This is a genomic window from Vreelandella populi, from assembly GCF_003989825.1.
GTDB classification, from domain to species: Bacteria; Pseudomonadota; Gammaproteobacteria; order Pseudomonadales; family Halomonadaceae; genus Vreelandella; species Vreelandella populi.
The window spans coordinates 217,653-233,722 of sequence record NZ_RZHE01000004.1 but is presented as its reverse complement, the minus strand read 5'-3'; the positions used below and the strand labels follow the sequence as shown (position 1 = coordinate 233,722).

Here is a 16,070-nt window from a genome sequence, read left to right as displayed (position 1 = left end):
AACTATCTATGCTAAGCAAGCCTCCATGGCCAAGTCATGGCGGCCAGTCAGCAGCACTTTTGCAGCGCTTTGGATTGTCGCCAGATCATCCGCTAGAGGATTTTAGTGCCAATCTGAACCCCCTCGGCCCGCCCGAATGGGTCGCTGAAGCGTTAAGTAGCCAGCTATTAGCCTTGAAGCACTATCCCGAGCCGGACTACGGCGCCGCCCGTGAAGCCATTGCGGCTTATCACGGGGTGGCTGTCGAGCAGGTACTATTAACCAACGGTGGGGCTGAGGCCATTTTTCTGGCAGCCGCCCTTCACGCCGGGCAAAGGGCGGGTGTACTGGCACCCAGCTTTGGGGAGTACGCGCGGGCCTGTCACGCCTACCACATGCCGGTGACCTCCATTACCTTGCCGGCGCCCGCGTTTGCACTTGATCTCGATGCTTTCATGGCAGCTCTTGAAGGCATTGATGTGGTATTTCTGTGTCGGCCCAATAACCCGACCGCCACGCTGATTTCATTTGATGACATGCAGGCGCTTCTGGCACGTACGGCGGCTATCAATTGCCGGGTGGTGGTTGACGAAGCGTTTATCGATCTGGCGGTAGGGCGTGGCGAAGCAGCATCACTGACGCCGCTGTTGGCGGATCACCCACATATGCTGCTGCTACGCTCAATGACCAAATTTTTCACCTTGCCAGGATTGCGATTGGGCTATGTGCTGGCAAGTGCGTCAATCATCCGTTCGTTAGGCAAGCACCAACCAGCTTGGAGCGTTAACCAAATGGCGGCTGAGCTGGTGGCGCCGCTACTCGCCGACCAGGCATTTGCTGAACGCACCCGCGCCTGGCTTGGGCATGAGCATCCTCGCATGGCCGCAGCACTTGTCGAAAAGGGGCTGGAAGTAGTACCCAGCACGACCAACTTTTTTCTGGTTCGGCCTAATAATGCTTTGCGCGCGCGTGGGGTTGGCAGTAACGTACTTTTTGAACGACTGTTACAACGTGGCCTATTGGTTCGTCATACGCACAATTTTGCTGGCCTGGACGGCGATTGGGTGCGCATTGCACTACGTAGTTCAGAAGCGAACCTTCGACTATTAAAGGTATTGAATGATTGTCTTTGTTAGTGGCGGCACCCGCTCCGGAAAAAGTGAGGTGGCCGAGCAGCACGTAATAAAGGCCGCCAGCGGCGGTAACTGCTATTACATTGCCACTGCAGAGGTTTATGACACTGAGATGGCCGCCCGAGTGGCACGCCATCAACGCGCCCGGGATGCCCGGTGGATCACCATTGAGGCGCCGGTCGCGATTGATCAGGCTATTGCTAGCGTTCCAAACGGCGCTGCCGTGCTGCTGGATTGTTTGACGCTTTGGGCAAGTCAGACTCGCTATGCCAGCGGATTAACCGACTCCCAGGGCAAGGCGCTTTTAGTAAAGAGCGTACAGGATGCACGTTCACGCGGCATACACCTGGTGCTGGTCTCCAACGACCTTAATGAAGATCTGCTCCCACGCAATCAAGAGGTTTGGCAGTATTTGACCTTTTTACAGTCACTGCATTGCTGGCTGACGGTCGAGGCGGACTCGGTACTTGAAGTCGTTGCCGGGCATACCATTGAGTGGAAACCCAAGGATGGTTCTCTGTGAAGAGTGTGCTTTACGGTGGCGTTCTTGCACTGCAATTTTTAACCCGTTTGCCGGTACCCATAGCCTGCCCCTGGACACCCAAAACCCGCCGTTGGGCTATCCGCGCCTATCCGCTTGTTGGGCTTTTGCTGGGTGGGTTGCTATCACTACTGGCGCTGTTGATGCAAAACGCACCTACACCGATTGCTGCACTTGCGCTACTTAGCTTGTGGGTGGCCTTGAGTGGTGGTTTGCACCTGGATGGGGTGATGGACCTGGCCGATGCACTCGGCAGTAATCAGCCACTGGCGCGCCGTTGGGAAATCATGAAAGACCCGCAGGTTGGCAGCTTCGGCATACTGGCGCTGTTTTTCCTGCTGGCCTGGAAAGGCGTTTTGCTGTGGGCGCTGCTGCACTACCGCGCGCCGCTCTGGTGGCTAGCCGTGCTACCCAGCCTGGCCCGCTGGGGCGGCGCGGCGTTACTGGTCTTGACCCCCTGTGCCCAGCATAAAGGAATGGCGTGGGCCTGGCAGCAGTCGCTTAGCCCATGGGATGTGGCACTGGCGCTGACACCTTTGCTGTTACTTGCTTTTTTCTGGCCGGGCCTAATGTGGGCGCTGGTGGCGATTGCCGCCTACGTGGGGGCTAGCCGGTGGGCATTAATGACATTATTTCAGGGCATTAATGGTGATATGGTGGGGGCAACCATTGAAGGAGGAGAGCTATGGCTGATGGGCTTAATGTTGAGCTGGTGGTGGTTCGTCATGGCATCACCGCCTGGAATTTAGAGCGCCGCTATCAAGGCCAGCATGATATACCGCTACTGTTTCCCGATGCCGAAGAAGGTCTTTTGGCGCTCAAGGACGCACTGGTCAGCGAGCGCTTTGATGCCATCTATTCAAGTGACCTTAAACGTTGTCAGCAAACCCTTGAGTGGATTCAGGCCGCCAAGCCATCCATGCCGCACCATTTGGAACCCCGCCTGCGTGAACTCAATTTTGGCGAGTATGAAGGTAAGGTGTACGACGAATTAAAAGATTTGCCACATTACCGTGCCTGGGTGGATAGCGTTGGTGAGCTACAGATTCCCGGCGGCGAGTCAGCCGCCCAGCTGCGCACCCGCTTGGAGGCGTGGCTTTCTGATATGGCTGTTGACGCTCGAGAGCACGGGTACCGGAAAATTCTGGTAATTACCCACGGCGGCGTTATTCGTGAGCTGCGTAGGCGTTTTGAAACCATCGACTTCTGGGAAGGTGCGGTGCTTCAAGCTCAGGGAAGACGCTGGCAGCTAACATATCAATCAGGCATGTGCGGTAAAGGAGAGTGGTTATGCAACTGTTCATCGGCGGTGCCTGTGCCGGTAAGCGAAACATTGTAAAAAAGTGGTTTCCCAGCGCGGTATGGTGGCGAATGGCGCCTGGACAACGCTTACGGGAATGTACCAGCGTTATGCTGCCCAGCACACCGCTCATTATTCATGGGGTGCTGGATTGGTTGTCGGCATCCATAGAGTCGGACGCAAGCAGTGACGACTGGCGAGCGCATTGGTGCGACGATTTGAACGAGCTGCAGTTATCAGCCAAAGCACAGCAAGCAGCCTTGGTCATCATCGTTAACGATATCGGCCGAGGAATTGTGCCCATAGAACATCAAAAGCGCCGCCTGCGTGATTTGAATGGCTGGTTTTGCCAGGATGCCGCTGAGTGTGCCGAACACGTTTGGTATGTGCGTCATGGGCTGGTGCAGGCGCTAAATAATTAGCGCTATGTATTATTAATACGCTTTGCTGCCGGTTTTTGTAAGAGATCTCTTATTTTTCTGTAGGATATCATCGCTTTGGGTAGTTAAGGGGTTGTCCTTCAGCTGGGTGTCGCTACTCTGGTCGTTTTTCATTTATTTGTCACGATCCAGGGAGCGGCATAATGGCTAATGGTACGGGCCTACAATTCACATTAACGCTACCTAGCGTCAATGATGTCGCAGTGATCGATTTTACCCATCGTGAGGCGCTCTCCCAGCCTTTTGAATTAGTGCTCAACCTGGCCAGCCGCAACGACAGCCTGAACGCTGCCGAGCTGCTCGACCGCGAAGCCAGCTTGACCGTTTGGCAGGATGGTGAAGCGCTGCGACAGGTGCACGGCATCGTCAGCGAGTTTGGCCGCGGCGACCGGGGGCATCGGCGCACCTTCTACTCTCTGGTGCTGCGCCCCGCGCTTTGGCGGCTTTCCCTGCGCCACAACTCGCGCATCTTCCAGAAAGTCGACCCGCTAACCATTATCAACACCCTGTGTGACGAGCGCGGTATTACCGATGTGGCCTTTGCCGTCACCCGAGAATTGCCGGAGCGTGAGTACTGCGTGCAGTACCGCGAGACCGACCTGGCGTTTATCGAACGCCTTGCTGCTGAAGAGGGCCTGTTCTACTTTCATGAATTTGAAGAGAGCGCCCACCGGCTGGTATTTGCCGATGATCCTCAAGTGCTGGCGAACCTGGGCGAGCGAACCTACCACAGCCGGGCTGGCGGCACCGCGCCCACGCGCCATGTGCGCAAACTCAGCCACACCGCCCGCGTAGCGGCGGCCACTGCCACATTAAAAGATTACAGCTTCAAGAAACCCGCCTACGCCCAGCTGCATGAGCATTTAGGCCGCAATGTGGAAGCCCACGGCCAGCAAGCCGACTACGAGCATTTTGATTACCCGGGGCGCTATAAGCAGGATGCCTCGGGTAAACCGTTTACCCGCATTCGCCTGGAGCAGCTGCGCCGCGACGCCATCACGGCGAGTGCCGAAAGCGATCTGCCGGAACTCGCCCCCGGTGTGCGCTTTAGCTTGACCGACCACGACACCGACAGCCTCAACCGCGACTGGCAGGTGGTGGCAATACACCACGTAGGCGAACAACCCCAGGCGCTGGAAGAGGACAGTATCAGCAGTAACGAATCGGGCGGCATGACGCGTTACGTCAACCAGGTCACGCTAATGCCCGGCGATGCCCCTTGGCGCGCCACGCCCAACCCCAAACCCCGCGTGGACGGCCCCCAGGTCGCGTTTGTGGTGGGGCCGGAAGGCGAAGAGATTCACTGCGACGAGCACGGCCGGGTGAAGGTCCAGTTCCCTTGGGACCGTTACGCCGAACCTAATGAAACCGCCAGCTGCTGGGTGCGCGTCGCCCAAGGCTGGGCGGGAGGAGGCTACGGCAGCATCGCCATCCCGCGTATTGGCCACGAAGTAATTGTTTCATTTTTAGAGGGCGACCCCGATCAGCCGCTGGTGACCGGGCGTACCTATCACGCAGTAAACACCGCCCCGTACCCGTTACCCGAACACAAGACCCGCGCGGTGCTGCGCACCCAGAGCCACAAGGGCGAAGGTTTTAATGAGCTGCGCTTTGAAGACGAAGCGGGCGAGGAACAGATCTGGCTCCACGCTCAGAAGGACCTGGAGCTTCTGACGCTTAACGACCGTGTTGAAGAAATTCGTAACGACAGCTTCCTCAAGGTGCACAACGACCGCATCAGCGAAACCGATAACGACGACCGCTATACGGTGCATGGCAACCGCTTCGAACATACCGAAGGCCAGCAACACCTTACCGTACAAGGCACGCTGCATATCAATGCAGGTCAGGCCTGGCTGAGCGAAAGCGGCCGCGAGCTGCACATCAAAGCCGGCCACAAGGTGGTACTCGAAGCGGGCAGCGAATTGACCCTGAATGCCGGCGGCAGCTTCCTCAAACTGGACGGCGGTGGCGTCACTATTTCAGGCCCTAACGTCAAAGTGAACGCCGGCGGTAGCCCCGGCAATGGTACCGGCCAGGCTGCTGAAGGGCCGCTGTTGCCGGGGCATGCGTTGGCGGAGGTTCATGAAGCCATTCCGCCAACCTCCCTGCCCAAGCTCAAGGACTACCAGCTAAGCGACGCGGCCATCATGCCGCTGTGCGGCAAGATCAATGATACCCAGTGCACCCGTGAGGATTGCCCATGTCTGGCTGGTTGAGTCAACTCGCCGAACGCTCAAGAAGCGTTAATAGCCTCGCGGGAATGGCCTCGGATCAACGCGGTTACGTGGTGCTAGATCAGCGGCGCGCGCCGGAGCAGTGCCGCTCGATACTCGGGCGTGCGGGGCAGCAGGAATTCATGACGCTGTTTGCGGGCACCGCGCTTTCACCGCTATTGGAAGCCAGCCCCTGGCTTGTGGAAATCGATGAGGGGAGTGAGGCTTGGCACTACGCTGAAGCGCTTTGCCAAAAGCGCCTGGGATGGGTGTGCCTTCCCTCGGCAGGCCAAACCCTACAAAGCCTCGCCGACCATTTGCGCTTGCTGTTCGTATTAGCCGACCCGCACGGCGGAAAGTCGCTCATCAACCTACAGCAGCCTGCGGTATGGATGGCTCTACTCGCCAGTGCCCCACTTAGCGTTTACGAACACTGGTTGAGCCTATTTCAGCTGGTAGTAACGCCCACACCACAAGGCCAGTGGCTTGTTTGGCAGGCTGGAGCCGAAACGTCTAACACGAGCGATGAAGGACACCTGACCAACGAGATGGAAGCAGCGTTGAAGGAGAGCCAGCAGGCCTGGTGGTTGAGCCGTATGACGAATATGCCTATTGGCTGTGTGCGAACCCCTTGGTTAAATAAAATGAAGGTCTTAATGGAAGCTGGTATCACTCGCTCCGATCACCTGAAACGGTTATTGCCGATAATGACAAGTGAGCGCGAGGTGCTGGGTACTCAAATAAAAGAAGCATTGAATAAGCCGGTTCCATCACGTCAGAAGGTACAGCAACTGGAGCATTTTGTATGAGTGCCTCGCAACCCTCGGAGCGTCGTCTGAACCCTGTAGTGGTCAATGTATTCGAGCCGCCAGCCTCGGAGGGCGAAAGCCCGGGAGAGAATGCCTCGCATGTGTGCGAAAAGAACTGCTGGGCCGATATTATTTATATACCGGGAACGCGGACATTCTGGTTACTTACTGAAGAGGTTTCAGATGCGTTGATGGAAGCATCTGAAACCTTGAGGGAGTGGGCAAGCACAGAGGATAAAAAGACCCGTCTTGACCTTCTGACGAATGAGGCCGGTTTGATGGAGTGTCTGCTTCCCAGCAGGGCGGAAAGCTTTCTTAATGAGTCCGAACGCCAGCGATATATTGAAAATTTCAACCGGCTAGTCGCGATCACGTCCGAAGATATACCCTCTGCACAGCAGCGAATCGCTCATGAGGAGGGCCTGCTGGACTTACTCTGGGATCTAAGCACGCCCGGCATGTTGCTTCATGTTGCCGGTTATTTTTCGGGTAGTGAAATCAGTGATATTGAAAGCGAGCTACGCACACTCTACCAGCAGGGCGTAGCGCGGGCGGAGGAGCAGGGCTACTCCCTTGAGGGCGAGGCGTATTACGGTCCTTGGGAAGGTGAGATCGCCCAAGCCTTGGAAACGTATCGCGTATGCCGCGAGCAGGCGCAGAGGCAGTACCACTTCAATCGGGGCAGCCAAGGGCCTGCGACTCCCTTTTCACTTCAGGACGTCTTGGCAGAGTATCAACGCTTCATTCAACTATGCGAATCCAACCCGCCCGTCGAGGCCGCGCAGGCTTGTCAGTTTGTAGGTTATGTTCAGCAGTTGAACGAACATCAAACAGGAAAGTATCACGATTATCTAGAAAGCATTTTAAAACTCGCTGCACTTGGCATTGCCACGCCAGAGCTTGCACTCTCCAGCGCCTCTGGTGGAGGTTCAAATGTAAAGGGTGGCATAAACGGCTTCGATACCTATTGCCGCTTATTGAAAGAAAGCGCTGAGCTCAATGAGTCGGTAGAGCAAAAGCTAAGCGAATGGGAGTCCGGTACAGCAGGTCGTGCTCAACTGCCCGTTTTTCTCTTCGAACAAGAGCGCCAGCAGTACGCAAGACTTCATGATCAGCTGGATGAGCTGTTTGAAGCGGCCAGCGGGGCGGTCAAGCAGATGGAGCCGGGAAGGGTCCTGATATGGAACACGAACCTGAATGACGACCGGCATTCGCTAGGTTACGAAAAACGTAAAATCGAGCGGCTCGTACGCCGCGAATTCCCGCTTCGCGAGTTTAGCTCGCCGCTGGGGGAAAAGTCGCTAAGCCACATCAGTCTATGGCAACTGGCGCCTCTGATGTCAGAAACTGAACGCGAACGTTTGAATCAGTCGCTCAGCGCCGATGGCGTACTGCCTGCCACCTTATGGGAAGCGCCTGAAACGGCGCTCACCCAATGGTTGGCTTCGCGTGGCTGCGAGAGAATCGAGCACCAGCTCAGTTGGCACGAAGACACATTGGGTTTTTTCCAGCCAGACAACCTCTTCTCCTATTTGGAACACCACCATTACGAGGTGGAGTCACTAACGGGGGATAACAAAACCCGCTGGGGAGAGGCTCTTCAAAAGATACTCTTTACCGGCCCTGGCCGTGAATCGTTGAGGCTTTTTGATACCAGTGCACAAGCACAAATGCTGCGACTGGTGGGTATGGCGCAATTTGACCTTAACGAAGAGCGGTCAGAAGATGAGCGTGATGCCCCTTGGAATGCTGAGGCGCAGTCCGGCAGTCTTACGTTTTTTGATGGTGAGCTGACGTTCGAGGAAAAATCAGGTGTCAGCGTCACGCGCAATGACCAACTGGAGCTTGCACGAGATACGGCCGGTGAGTGGTCCTTGAATGACAAGAATAAGACCGCTGCAAAACTCTCTTACGGGTGGGAAGGCAAAGGTACGATCAGCTTGGCACGGGGCGAACTGCCTCTGGGGCGTTTGGTGCTGCCCCAAAAGTCTCAGGCCTTGCCGGTCAATATCGAACTGGCCGAACGTAATGAAACGCGCAACCTGGGGCGCTATACCGTTGTGCTCGATGCGGTGGCCAAAGGGTTTGCCGGAGCCAGCGCGGTACTTTCAAGCGAGCTGGGGTTTGATTTCGATAAAGATGGGCTAAGCATCACCGGGGTAGATTGGGCCAAGCGCGAAGCCCAAGGCGCGGAGTTCGATGCGTTTGCAGGTGCCAAGCTGGGCATCGAAACACGCTGCGCCTTGCACTGGGAACCACCGGAAAATCTGCAGCGCCTGCTGCCGACACGCGCTGCGTTATCAGAACTTGCCATGCAAGGCTCGCGTCGGTCGGTCACGGGGTGGCGCAGCCTCGGCAATGCCAAGTTGGGAGTAGAAGCGTCCATCGGTATAGGAGCGAAGGCCGGTTTTCTTTTACGTATGCAGGGCGGTAAATTCACCCTCGTCATGAGCGCCCGACTGGTCGTCGGTAAAGGCGCTGGCGGGTCGCTGGCGATTGATCTGGATGTGGATAGCCTGGATTTATGGCTCACCATGCTCCACCGCGCCATGGTGGATAACAACTACGTTCAGCCCGAATGGATCGACGAAGAAGCCTACGAAACCCTTGGCTTTCTCGGTTATCTCGCCGCCACGACGCTGCTGAACGTAGGACTTCTCGCCGCACGCGGCAAGGCCGGCATTGAGCAGATCTACCGCGCCATGACGGGTGGGCAGAATGCGGGGCCGATTGCCTACGTTATTGCCAACGATCCGCGGCATGAACAGATGCGTAGCTGGGTTCAGCAACTAATGCCCGAGGCGCTAGGGGCTTTGCTATATCTACTAATCAGCGAACCGCGAGCTTTCGAATTCGAAGCGCCCGGAAGAGGTAGAAGCCGCGGTAGTGTAGAGTCATTCAATGCCCAGCAGGCATTAGACTTTCAGCAAATCGCCATTGCCAACTGTCTGGGGTGGATCGTGGACGGGGTGATAACCGGAGTCTACGGCTCGCTATGTCGTTTTAGCCAGGAAGCCCCCACTCCCTCGCAGTACCTGTTTGCCAAGGCTCTCATTCGGATGGGCGATGATGGTCAGCCATGGCATGATGATCCCAGTCATGCCTACGAGCGCCGTAAACGTGATTTGGAAGGTTTCATGGAGCGGACTTCAGGCACAAATAATCCAGATGTGCCTATCGCAAAACGAAACTATCGCCGGTATGTCGCAGGCTTAGCAACCGCAGTATGTACTACTCAGTAACGTAAGCGACTAAGGAATCACCTCATGCGATCAAAACTTTTCGCGGCACTGACCTGTTTGCTTTTGATACCGTTACAGTTACCGCTTGCTTGGGCGTTGGACGAAAAAGCGCAAGCCGCCAAAGAGGAGGGGATGCGGTTATGGGGAATTCACCAGTGGGAAAGGATGCAGCCGCCACTTGAAATTGCCGCCGAGAGTGGCGATACGGAAGCGATGTATTATTTGGGCGAAGCGAATCGATTGCTTAGCCGAGGTCTTTCACAGGCTGCGCTGGACTGGTATTACCAAGCCGCCCAGCACGGTGAGCCCTACGCCATGCTGCGCTTGTTCGACGGCGGAGCCTGTGAGCTTGGTGATGTTTGCCCGGAAAACGGCGATGACTGGCCGCAGGAGGCGCTCGAACTCACACTGCCCAAAGCTGAAGCGGGCGACCCGAAAGCCATGGCGGCGCTTTACAACATCTATTACTACGTAGAAGAGCCGGACGAAGAAGAGGCGCTAAAATGGCTCTACCGGGCAGCCGAGACAGGCAATGCTAATGCCATGAACTGGTTGGGTGAGTTAGCACGTAATGAAGGTGATGCTTTCGAGCTTAATACGAAAAAACTGGAAGCAGCGGAAATGTGGTTTCGTAGGGCGGCGGAAGTAGGGTATGCGCCGGGGATGAATAATCTTGCCTCTGTATTAAACCATTTGGACCAGCCTGAGGAGGCTTGGGAGTGGATAACCAAAGCGTCTGAAGCAGGCCATATGTATGGACGTGGTTGGCTGGCCGCTTGCAATATCGCGCCCAATGAAAGCGGCCGTGAACTATGCCGAGGAGCCCCCGAGCCAAACCCTGCCGAAGGGTGGGCTATCTTTCTTGCTATTCATGAAGAAGTTCCTGGCACGTCTTCTGAAAACGCATTGCGTGCATATAGAGATAGCCTTACCCCCGAACAACGCGCCGAAGGCGAACGCATGAAAGACGAGTGGCTGGGCCTAGAACCGCCGCTCTCTTATTTCCCCGAGAAGTTTGGCCCCTGATGATGTTACTGACTCGTGCTGGCCTTCTGGTAACACTAGCCAGCTTGCTCTTAACGCTGTTAACGCTACCACCAGCCTGGGCGTTGGACGAGGAAGCGCAAGCCGCCAAAGATGAAGGTATGCGGCTCTACAACGCACACCAACGTTCAAAGAGCCCACCCTATTTGGAAATAGCCGCAGAAGTGGGTGATGCGGAGGCGATGTATTATCTAGGAGAAGTTGATCGCTTGCGTCATATGGGGCTAACCCAGGCCGCGCTGGACTGGTACTACCAAGCTGCCCAACACGGCGACCCCTACGCTATGCTGCGCCTCTTCGATGGCGGCGCTTGCAAGCTGGGCGGCGTTTGTCCGGAAAACGGCGATGACTGGCCGCAGGAGGCACTCGAACTCACGCTGCCCAAAGCGGAAGCCGGCGACCGGGAAGCTATGGCGGCACTTTATTACATTTATTACTACGTGGAAGACCCTGACGAAGAAGAAGCGCTTACGTGGTTGAATCGCGCGGCCGAGGCAGACAATGCCTGGGCCATGAACACGCTGGGCAAACGCGCACGTGATGATGCTTACAGTAGCGATACAGAGCGTTTGGAGGCCGCCGAGGTATGGTTTCGCCGAGCCGCTGAAAATGGGTATGCGCCTGGGATGAACAATCTCGCCTCAGCGCTAAATCATTTGGACCAGCCCGAAAATGCTTGGGAATGGATGACCAGAGCATCTGAAGCAGACCACATGAATGGACGTGGTTGGCTGGCAGCTTGCAATATTGCGCCCAACGAAGGCGGCCGTGAACTCTGCCGAGGAGCCCCCGAGCCAAATCCTGCCGAAGGGTGGGCCATATTTCTTGCTATTCATGAAGAGGTACCTGGCACGTCTTCCGAGAATGCTCTTCGCGCTTATCGCGATAGCCTTACCCCCGAACAACGCGCCGAAGGCGAACGCATGAAAGACGAGTGGCTGGGCCTAGAGCCGCCGCTCTCCTATTTCCCCGAGAAATTTGGTCCATGATGTTATTCAAACGATTTACGACAGTTGCCACTTTAGCAGGGTTAGCTTTAGTAGCACTAACGTTGCCTTCGGCGTGGGCGTTGAACGAAGAGGCCCAAACTGCAAAAAATGAAGGCATGCGGCTTTATAATGCTCATCAGCGAGAAGCGAGTATTCCCTATTTGGAGAAGGCAGCAGAAGCGGGCGATATTGACGCAATGTTTTATTTAGGTCATATCAGCCACTCTCAGGAATGGCTGTATCGTGCCGCTCAGAAAGGTGAAGTGTATGCCATGCTGTACCTGCGCGAAGCCTGTGAAAGGCATCAGATATGTCCAGACGAAGGCGAGAACTGGATAGAGTCAGCTGTTTCCATTGCTCTGGAGCGTGCTGAAGCGGGCGATATTGAAGCCATGTTTGCGCTGTACCCACTTTACGCCACTCTGGAATACGATGACGAACCTCTTTACTGGCTGGAAAAGTCAGCGGAAGCAGGCAATGTCGAAGCACAGCTTAAGCTAGGAGGGCGGATACGCAATGACCAGAGTAACTACCCAGACGAGGCAAGTCGCTTAAACGCCGCCGAAGGATGGTTTCGTCGGGCCGCGGAAGCTGGATATCCACGTGCGATGAGCAGCTTATCACGCCTTCTGCATGAGCAAGGAAACGATGACGAAGCTTGGGAATGGATGACAAGCGCTTCTAACGCCGGGCATATCAACGCCAGACAGTGGTTAGCCTATTGTTACATAGAGCCTAGCGATAAGAGAAACGCCATCTGTCAGGTGGAACAAGACCCGGCCGAGGGGTGGGCTATTCTCTTGGCGGTGAATGAAGAGGCGCCGAATATACACGTTGAAAACGCGCTTCACTATTTTGAAGATTCGGGAAAGATCACTCCTGAAGAGCGCGAGGAAGGTGAGCGCAGAATGATGGAGTGGCTCAACCGTGAGCCGCCACTTTCCTATTTTCCGATGAAATTCTTTGGTCCATGATATGACTAAATAATCTTCAGGTCTGTTTCTTTAATTATGTTATTAATTTTAATGAACTTTATTTTGCAGGATAATAAATGAAGGTATCAAGCGGTGCAATGCTAATCCTGGTTATGTCCTTTTTTTTGCTGGCAGGCTGTTCAAAAGAGACTCGGGAATCAAAAGCGCTATATAACGATTTGATGCAGAACGTCGATGAAATTAACTCGCTGGACAGTACGGCAGCGATTGCCGACAAGCTATCCCTTTATAGCCAAGCAAGCCACAGAATTGAGATACTCCGCACAGAGTATGCGACTACCAGCAAGGGAGAAGAAATACAAAGCAACCCTACTCTGGAAGGAGGCATAACTATTGAGGATATCCTGGATCAGGCGAACGAGGTTAAAGCAGAAGCATCTACTGAGCTTACTGAATACGAAGTGAGGTTTATTGAATTAAACACACTTCCCGTTTCTAAAGCTAGAAATAGCCGTTTGGAAGGGTATGGTATTTCATTGGCAAGGCAGGGCGATGTCGACAATGCAGAAGCCATCATTCCACATCTTGTTAATACGCTCAGTGTAGCTATCGTTCAGTTGGAGGTTGCCAAGGCCTATCAGCAGAAGGGTGACTATTATTCCGCAGACGAGTTTTATACTGCAGCTTCAGATAACTTGGGACGATATAATTTTAATGAGTCTATTTGCAGTACAGAGGAGTGCAGCAATGAAGAAACACGGGCGAGAATGGTGAAAACTGAAATGATTCAATCCAGGCAACGTCGCTATTTGAACTGATAATATCAAATGCAGGTGGCTGCATGCTGGTGTGGCCTTGCTTGAGCAATCTTCGAGTTTTTCGGCCCTAACTTCCACTCAATGCACCAGATGACATTAACGCCTTTGACAACTTGCCTTGGAAAGCCAATTCACTGACCGAGCGCTAGAAAGCTGAGTAGCCCAAGGCGGAACGAAGGGGCCGTTGAGTTCAATGCTCATTGGTTAACCCACGAGCCTCCTCTCACCAGTTTTCCTGAGGAGTATGGTTTTAATGATTAAGCCGCTCCATCGCATCCTATGCTCACTCACCGCCGTCGTTGTCCTAACGTCGGCGATGCCCGCCTATTCGCTGAGTGAAGAGGCAGAGGCCGCGAAGGAAGAAGGATGCAGTTATGGGAAATTCCCGCCGCTTTACGAATATTAGTATCAAGCACAAAATTGACCCCAACATAGCAACTTGCTAGTTTACGCGCTCTTTCAGGTGTCGGCGGCCAAGGCCGCTGGTGAAACGGGAAGTTGGTGTTAAATCCAACGCTGCCCCCGCAACGGTGATCAAGTTAAGAGCCCTCGTTACCACTGTGCAATATATAAACGCATGGGAAGGTGAGTGCTTGGAAGCATAAGTCTGCTTCGCTTGTCAGCCCGGAGACCGGCCTGAGAGAGAGGGCTATAAAAGCCGAACATGCCAAGACGCGGTGGGCGCTCTCAAGGCGATTAGTGAATTCCTGCTATTCCCTTGTAGTGCCTGCGCTTGACGATTAAAAAAACCACACTGTGCGGGTTGGCACAGTGCGTAAGGTACCTTCTCATGCCTAACTATCTTCCTGTTTCTGCCGCGCTCGCTGCGTTGGTTGTATCTCCCGTGGTCGTTGCTCAGAGTGACGCGCCAAACGCTCAAGCAGATTCGCAAAGCACTCTTAATCCGGTAGTGGTTACCGCCGCACTGGCACCACGTACGGCAAATGAAAGCCTTTCCTCAGTTACTGTGTTGGATAAAGCTACCCTGCGCCGCCAAGACCCGGTAAGTATTACCGATCTGTTTCGCGGCCAGCCAGGGGTGGATGTCAGCACTAACGGCAGCTTTGGTAAAAACAGCAGCGTGTATATTCGCGGTACCGGAAGCGGCCAAAACGTGCTGTTAATTGACGGCATTCGTTTGCGTTCAGCCACCAGTGGTGGGGCCGCCTGGTCGTATCTTGACCCGCGCATGTTTGAGCGCGCTGAAATCGTGCGCGGCCCGCGGGGTAGCCTGTACGGTGCCGATGCTATTGGCGGGGTAGTGCAGTTATTTACACCCCAAACGAGCGAAGAGGGGCCGCAGCCGAGGTTTTCGATAGGCGGCGGTTCGTTCGATACTCAGCGAGTAAGCGCGGGAATCAGCGGTCGCGAAGGCGGTACCCGCTACAGCTTTGCGGGCAGCCACTTTACTACCGATGGCCAGCCGGTTCGTCGCGATGGCGAAGATAAAGGCTACGACAATACCTCTGCGTTGGCGCGGGTTTCGCATACGTTTGAAAATGGCGCTGAGGTGGGTGCCCTTGCGCTACGTGCTCGGGGTAACAACGAATACGACGGCGGTGAAAACGACTTTGTTCAACAAGTAGCCGGTATTTATGGCGAGTTGCCGATCACAAGCGACTGGCACAGCCGCCTCACGCTGAGTGAATCCCGCGATGAGAGCGATGATTTTGCAAGCTTTGGCGACTCGGTATTCAACACCAAGATTAGCACTGCGCGCTGGGAAAATACCTTTACCGCGGGGTCTCACGAGCTGATCGCAGGCGCTGAATACAGCGAGGACAAGATAGACAGTACCATTGAATATGATGAAACCAGCCGCAGCAATAAAGCCGTATTCACCCAGGCGCTGCTGGATTTTTCACCGCTAACGCTGCAAGCCAGCTTACGCTTCGATGATAATGAAGCTTATGGCGATGAAGTTACCGGCAGCCTGGCAGCAGGCTACGCGCTGGATAACAACCATACCTTGCGGGCCAGCTATGGCACGGCGTTTAACGCGCCGACGTATAACCAGCTTTACTACCCAGGGTTTGGTAATCCGGACCTTGAGTCTGAAACCTCTGAAACCGTTGAAGCGGGCGTTCGTGGCCAATACGCGCAGTGGTTTTGGGATGCCGCTCTCTATCAAACGGATATTGATAATCTGATTGCGGGGCAGGGCGTTCAGTCCAATGTACCTTCGTCACGGATTCGTGGAGTAGAGCTTGCCAGCGGCGTGGAGATCAATGATTGGACGCTTGCCGCGGCTCTCACTTATACCGACCCGGAAAACCGCTTAACGGGCAATCGGCTGCAGAATCGCGCCACGCAAAGCGTGCGTCTGGATATCGACCGCGAATTGGACAAGTGGTCGCTGGGCGGTTCGTGGGTCGCCCAAAACCACCGCTATCGTGATGCACAAAACCAGGATCGGCTAAGTGGTTATGGGCTGGTAAATCTGCGCGCCGGCTGGCAGTTTGCTCCACTGTGGAGTGCTCGCCTTACATTAGAGAACGTTTTGGATCAGGATTACGTGACAACGCGTTCCTTTGACGGCGCCGACTATTTAAATGCAGGACGGGCAGGTTTTCTGAGTGTTCATTTTGGTCAATAAGTTACATAACGTGGCGCGAGCGGCGCTG

General features: G+C 54.9%; 13 protein-coding genes and 1 riboswitch. All 13 genes read left to right on the top strand.

Annotated elements, in window-relative coordinates; genetic code table 11:
* Positions 1–8: 8 nt before the first annotated feature.
* The 13 genes from cobD to ELY25_RS04165 all read left to right on the top strand — a co-directional run bounded on the left by cobD (position 9) and on the right by ELY25_RS04165 (position 16,042).
* Positions 9–1,115 (top strand): threonine-phosphate decarboxylase CobD, encoded by a 1,107-nt coding sequence (gene cobD, locus ELY25_RS04225; RefSeq protein ID WP_126950034.1) that lies wholly within the window; start codon positions 9–11, stop codon positions 1,113–1,115.
* On the top strand, positions 1,099–1,635 hold the full coding sequence (locus ELY25_RS04220; protein ID WP_126950033.1) for a bifunctional adenosylcobinamide kinase/adenosylcobinamide-phosphate guanylyltransferase: 537 nt from the start codon (positions 1,099–1,101) through the stop codon (positions 1,633–1,635). The genes cobD and ELY25_RS04220 overlap by 17 nt, the downstream gene beginning before the upstream one ends.
* Positions 1,632–2,402, top strand: coding sequence for an adenosylcobinamide-GDP ribazoletransferase (locus ELY25_RS04215; RefSeq protein WP_126950032.1), 771 nt, complete (start codon positions 1,632–1,634; stop codon positions 2,400–2,402). Before ELY25_RS04220 ends, ELY25_RS04215 begins: the two co-directional genes overlap by 4 nt.
* Complete coding sequence (locus ELY25_RS04210) at positions 2,339–2,992, top strand: histidine phosphatase family protein (protein ID WP_126950031.1); 654 nt, start codon at positions 2,339–2,341, stop codon at positions 2,990–2,992. The genes ELY25_RS04215 and ELY25_RS04210 overlap by 64 nt, the downstream gene beginning before the upstream one ends.
* Positions 2,944–3,375, top strand: coding sequence for a bifunctional adenosylcobinamide kinase/adenosylcobinamide-phosphate guanylyltransferase (locus ELY25_RS04205; RefSeq protein WP_126950030.1), 432 nt, complete (start codon positions 2,944–2,946; stop codon positions 3,373–3,375). Before ELY25_RS04210 ends, ELY25_RS04205 begins: the two co-directional genes overlap by 49 nt.
* 161 nt (positions 3,376–3,536) lie before the next feature.
* Positions 3,537–5,612 (top strand): type VI secretion system Vgr family protein, encoded by a 2,076-nt coding sequence (locus ELY25_RS04200; RefSeq protein ID WP_126950029.1) that lies wholly within the window; start codon positions 3,537–3,539, stop codon positions 5,610–5,612.
* Positions 5,597–6,418, top strand: coding sequence for a DUF4123 domain-containing protein (locus ELY25_RS04195; RefSeq protein WP_126950028.1), 822 nt, complete (start codon positions 5,597–5,599; stop codon positions 6,416–6,418). The genes ELY25_RS04200 and ELY25_RS04195 overlap by 16 nt, the downstream gene beginning before the upstream one ends.
* A complete protein-coding gene (locus ELY25_RS04190; protein WP_126950027.1) occupies positions 6,415–9,660 on the top strand; it encodes a hypothetical protein in 3,246 nt (1,081 codons plus the stop codon). The genes ELY25_RS04195 and ELY25_RS04190 overlap by 4 nt, the downstream gene beginning before the upstream one ends.
* Before the next feature lie 24 nt (positions 9,661–9,684).
* Positions 9,685–10,686: a tetratricopeptide repeat protein gene (locus ELY25_RS04185; protein WP_221885412.1), complete on the top strand. Its 1,002-nt coding sequence runs from the start codon at positions 9,685–9,687 to the stop codon at positions 10,684–10,686.
* Positions 10,686–11,693 carry a tetratricopeptide repeat protein gene (locus tag ELY25_RS04180; RefSeq protein WP_236995642.1) on the top strand — a complete coding sequence of 336 codons (1,008 nt, stop codon included), beginning with the start codon at positions 10,686–10,688 and terminating at the stop codon, positions 11,691–11,693. Before ELY25_RS04185 ends, ELY25_RS04180 begins: the two co-directional genes overlap by 1 nt.
* Before the next feature lie 116 nt (positions 11,694–11,809).
* Positions 11,810–12,667, top strand: a complete 858-nt coding sequence (locus tag ELY25_RS04175; protein ID WP_126981423.1) for a tetratricopeptide repeat protein — start codon at positions 11,810–11,812, stop codon at positions 12,665–12,667.
* Between the two features lie 77 nt (positions 12,668–12,744).
* Entirely contained in the window at positions 12,745–13,446 is a 702-nt protein-coding gene (locus ELY25_RS04170; protein WP_126950025.1) for a hypothetical protein, read from the top strand.
* A 444-nt stretch (positions 13,447–13,890) separates the two neighbouring features.
* A riboswitch (cobalamin riboswitch) is annotated at positions 13,891–14,100 on the top strand.
* 136 nt (positions 14,101–14,236) lie between these two features.
* A complete protein-coding gene (locus tag ELY25_RS04165) occupies positions 14,237–16,042 on the top strand; it encodes a TonB-dependent receptor domain-containing protein (protein ID WP_126950024.1) in 1,806 nt (601 codons plus the stop codon).
* The last annotated feature ends 28 nt before the right edge of the window (positions 16,043–16,070 follow it).

Excerpts from the sequence above, each read along its gene's own strand:
- ELY25_RS04180 (WP_236995642.1), top strand. The coding sequence starts at position 10,686 with ATGATGTTACTGACTCGTGCTGGCCTTCTGGTAACACTAGCCAGCTTG.
- ELY25_RS04185 (WP_221885412.1), top strand. The coding sequence starts at position 9,685 with ATGCGATCAAAACTTTTCGCGGCACTGACCTGTTTGCTTTTGATACCG.
- ELY25_RS04210 (WP_126950031.1), top strand. The coding sequence starts at position 2,339 with ATGGCTGATGGGCTTAATGTTGAGCTGGTGGTGGTTCGTCATGGCATC.
- ELY25_RS04170 (WP_126950025.1), top strand. The coding sequence starts at position 12,745 with ATGAAGGTATCAAGCGGTGCAATGCTAATCCTGGTTATGTCCTTTTTT.
- ELY25_RS04190 (WP_126950027.1), top strand. The coding sequence starts at position 6,415 with ATGAGTGCCTCGCAACCCTCGGAGCGTCGTCTGAACCCTGTAGTGGTC.
- ELY25_RS04165 (WP_126950024.1), top strand. The coding sequence starts at position 14,237 with ATGCCTAACTATCTTCCTGTTTCTGCCGCGCTCGCTGCGTTGGTTGTA.
- ELY25_RS04220 (WP_126950033.1), top strand. The coding sequence starts at position 1,099 with ATGATTGTCTTTGTTAGTGGCGGCACCCGCTCCGGAAAAAGTGAGGTG.
- ELY25_RS04200 (WP_126950029.1), top strand. The coding sequence starts at position 3,537 with ATGGCTAATGGTACGGGCCTACAATTCACATTAACGCTACCTAGCGTC.
- cobD (WP_126950034.1), top strand. The coding sequence starts at position 9 with ATGCTAAGCAAGCCTCCATGGCCAAGTCATGGCGGCCAGTCAGCAGCA.
- ELY25_RS04195 (WP_126950028.1), top strand. The coding sequence starts at position 5,597 with ATGTCTGGCTGGTTGAGTCAACTCGCCGAACGCTCAAGAAGCGTTAAT.
- ELY25_RS04205 (WP_126950030.1), top strand. The coding sequence starts at position 2,944 with ATGCAACTGTTCATCGGCGGTGCCTGTGCCGGTAAGCGAAACATTGTA.
- ELY25_RS04175 (WP_126981423.1), top strand. The coding sequence starts at position 11,810 with ATGCGGCTTTATAATGCTCATCAGCGAGAAGCGAGTATTCCCTATTTG.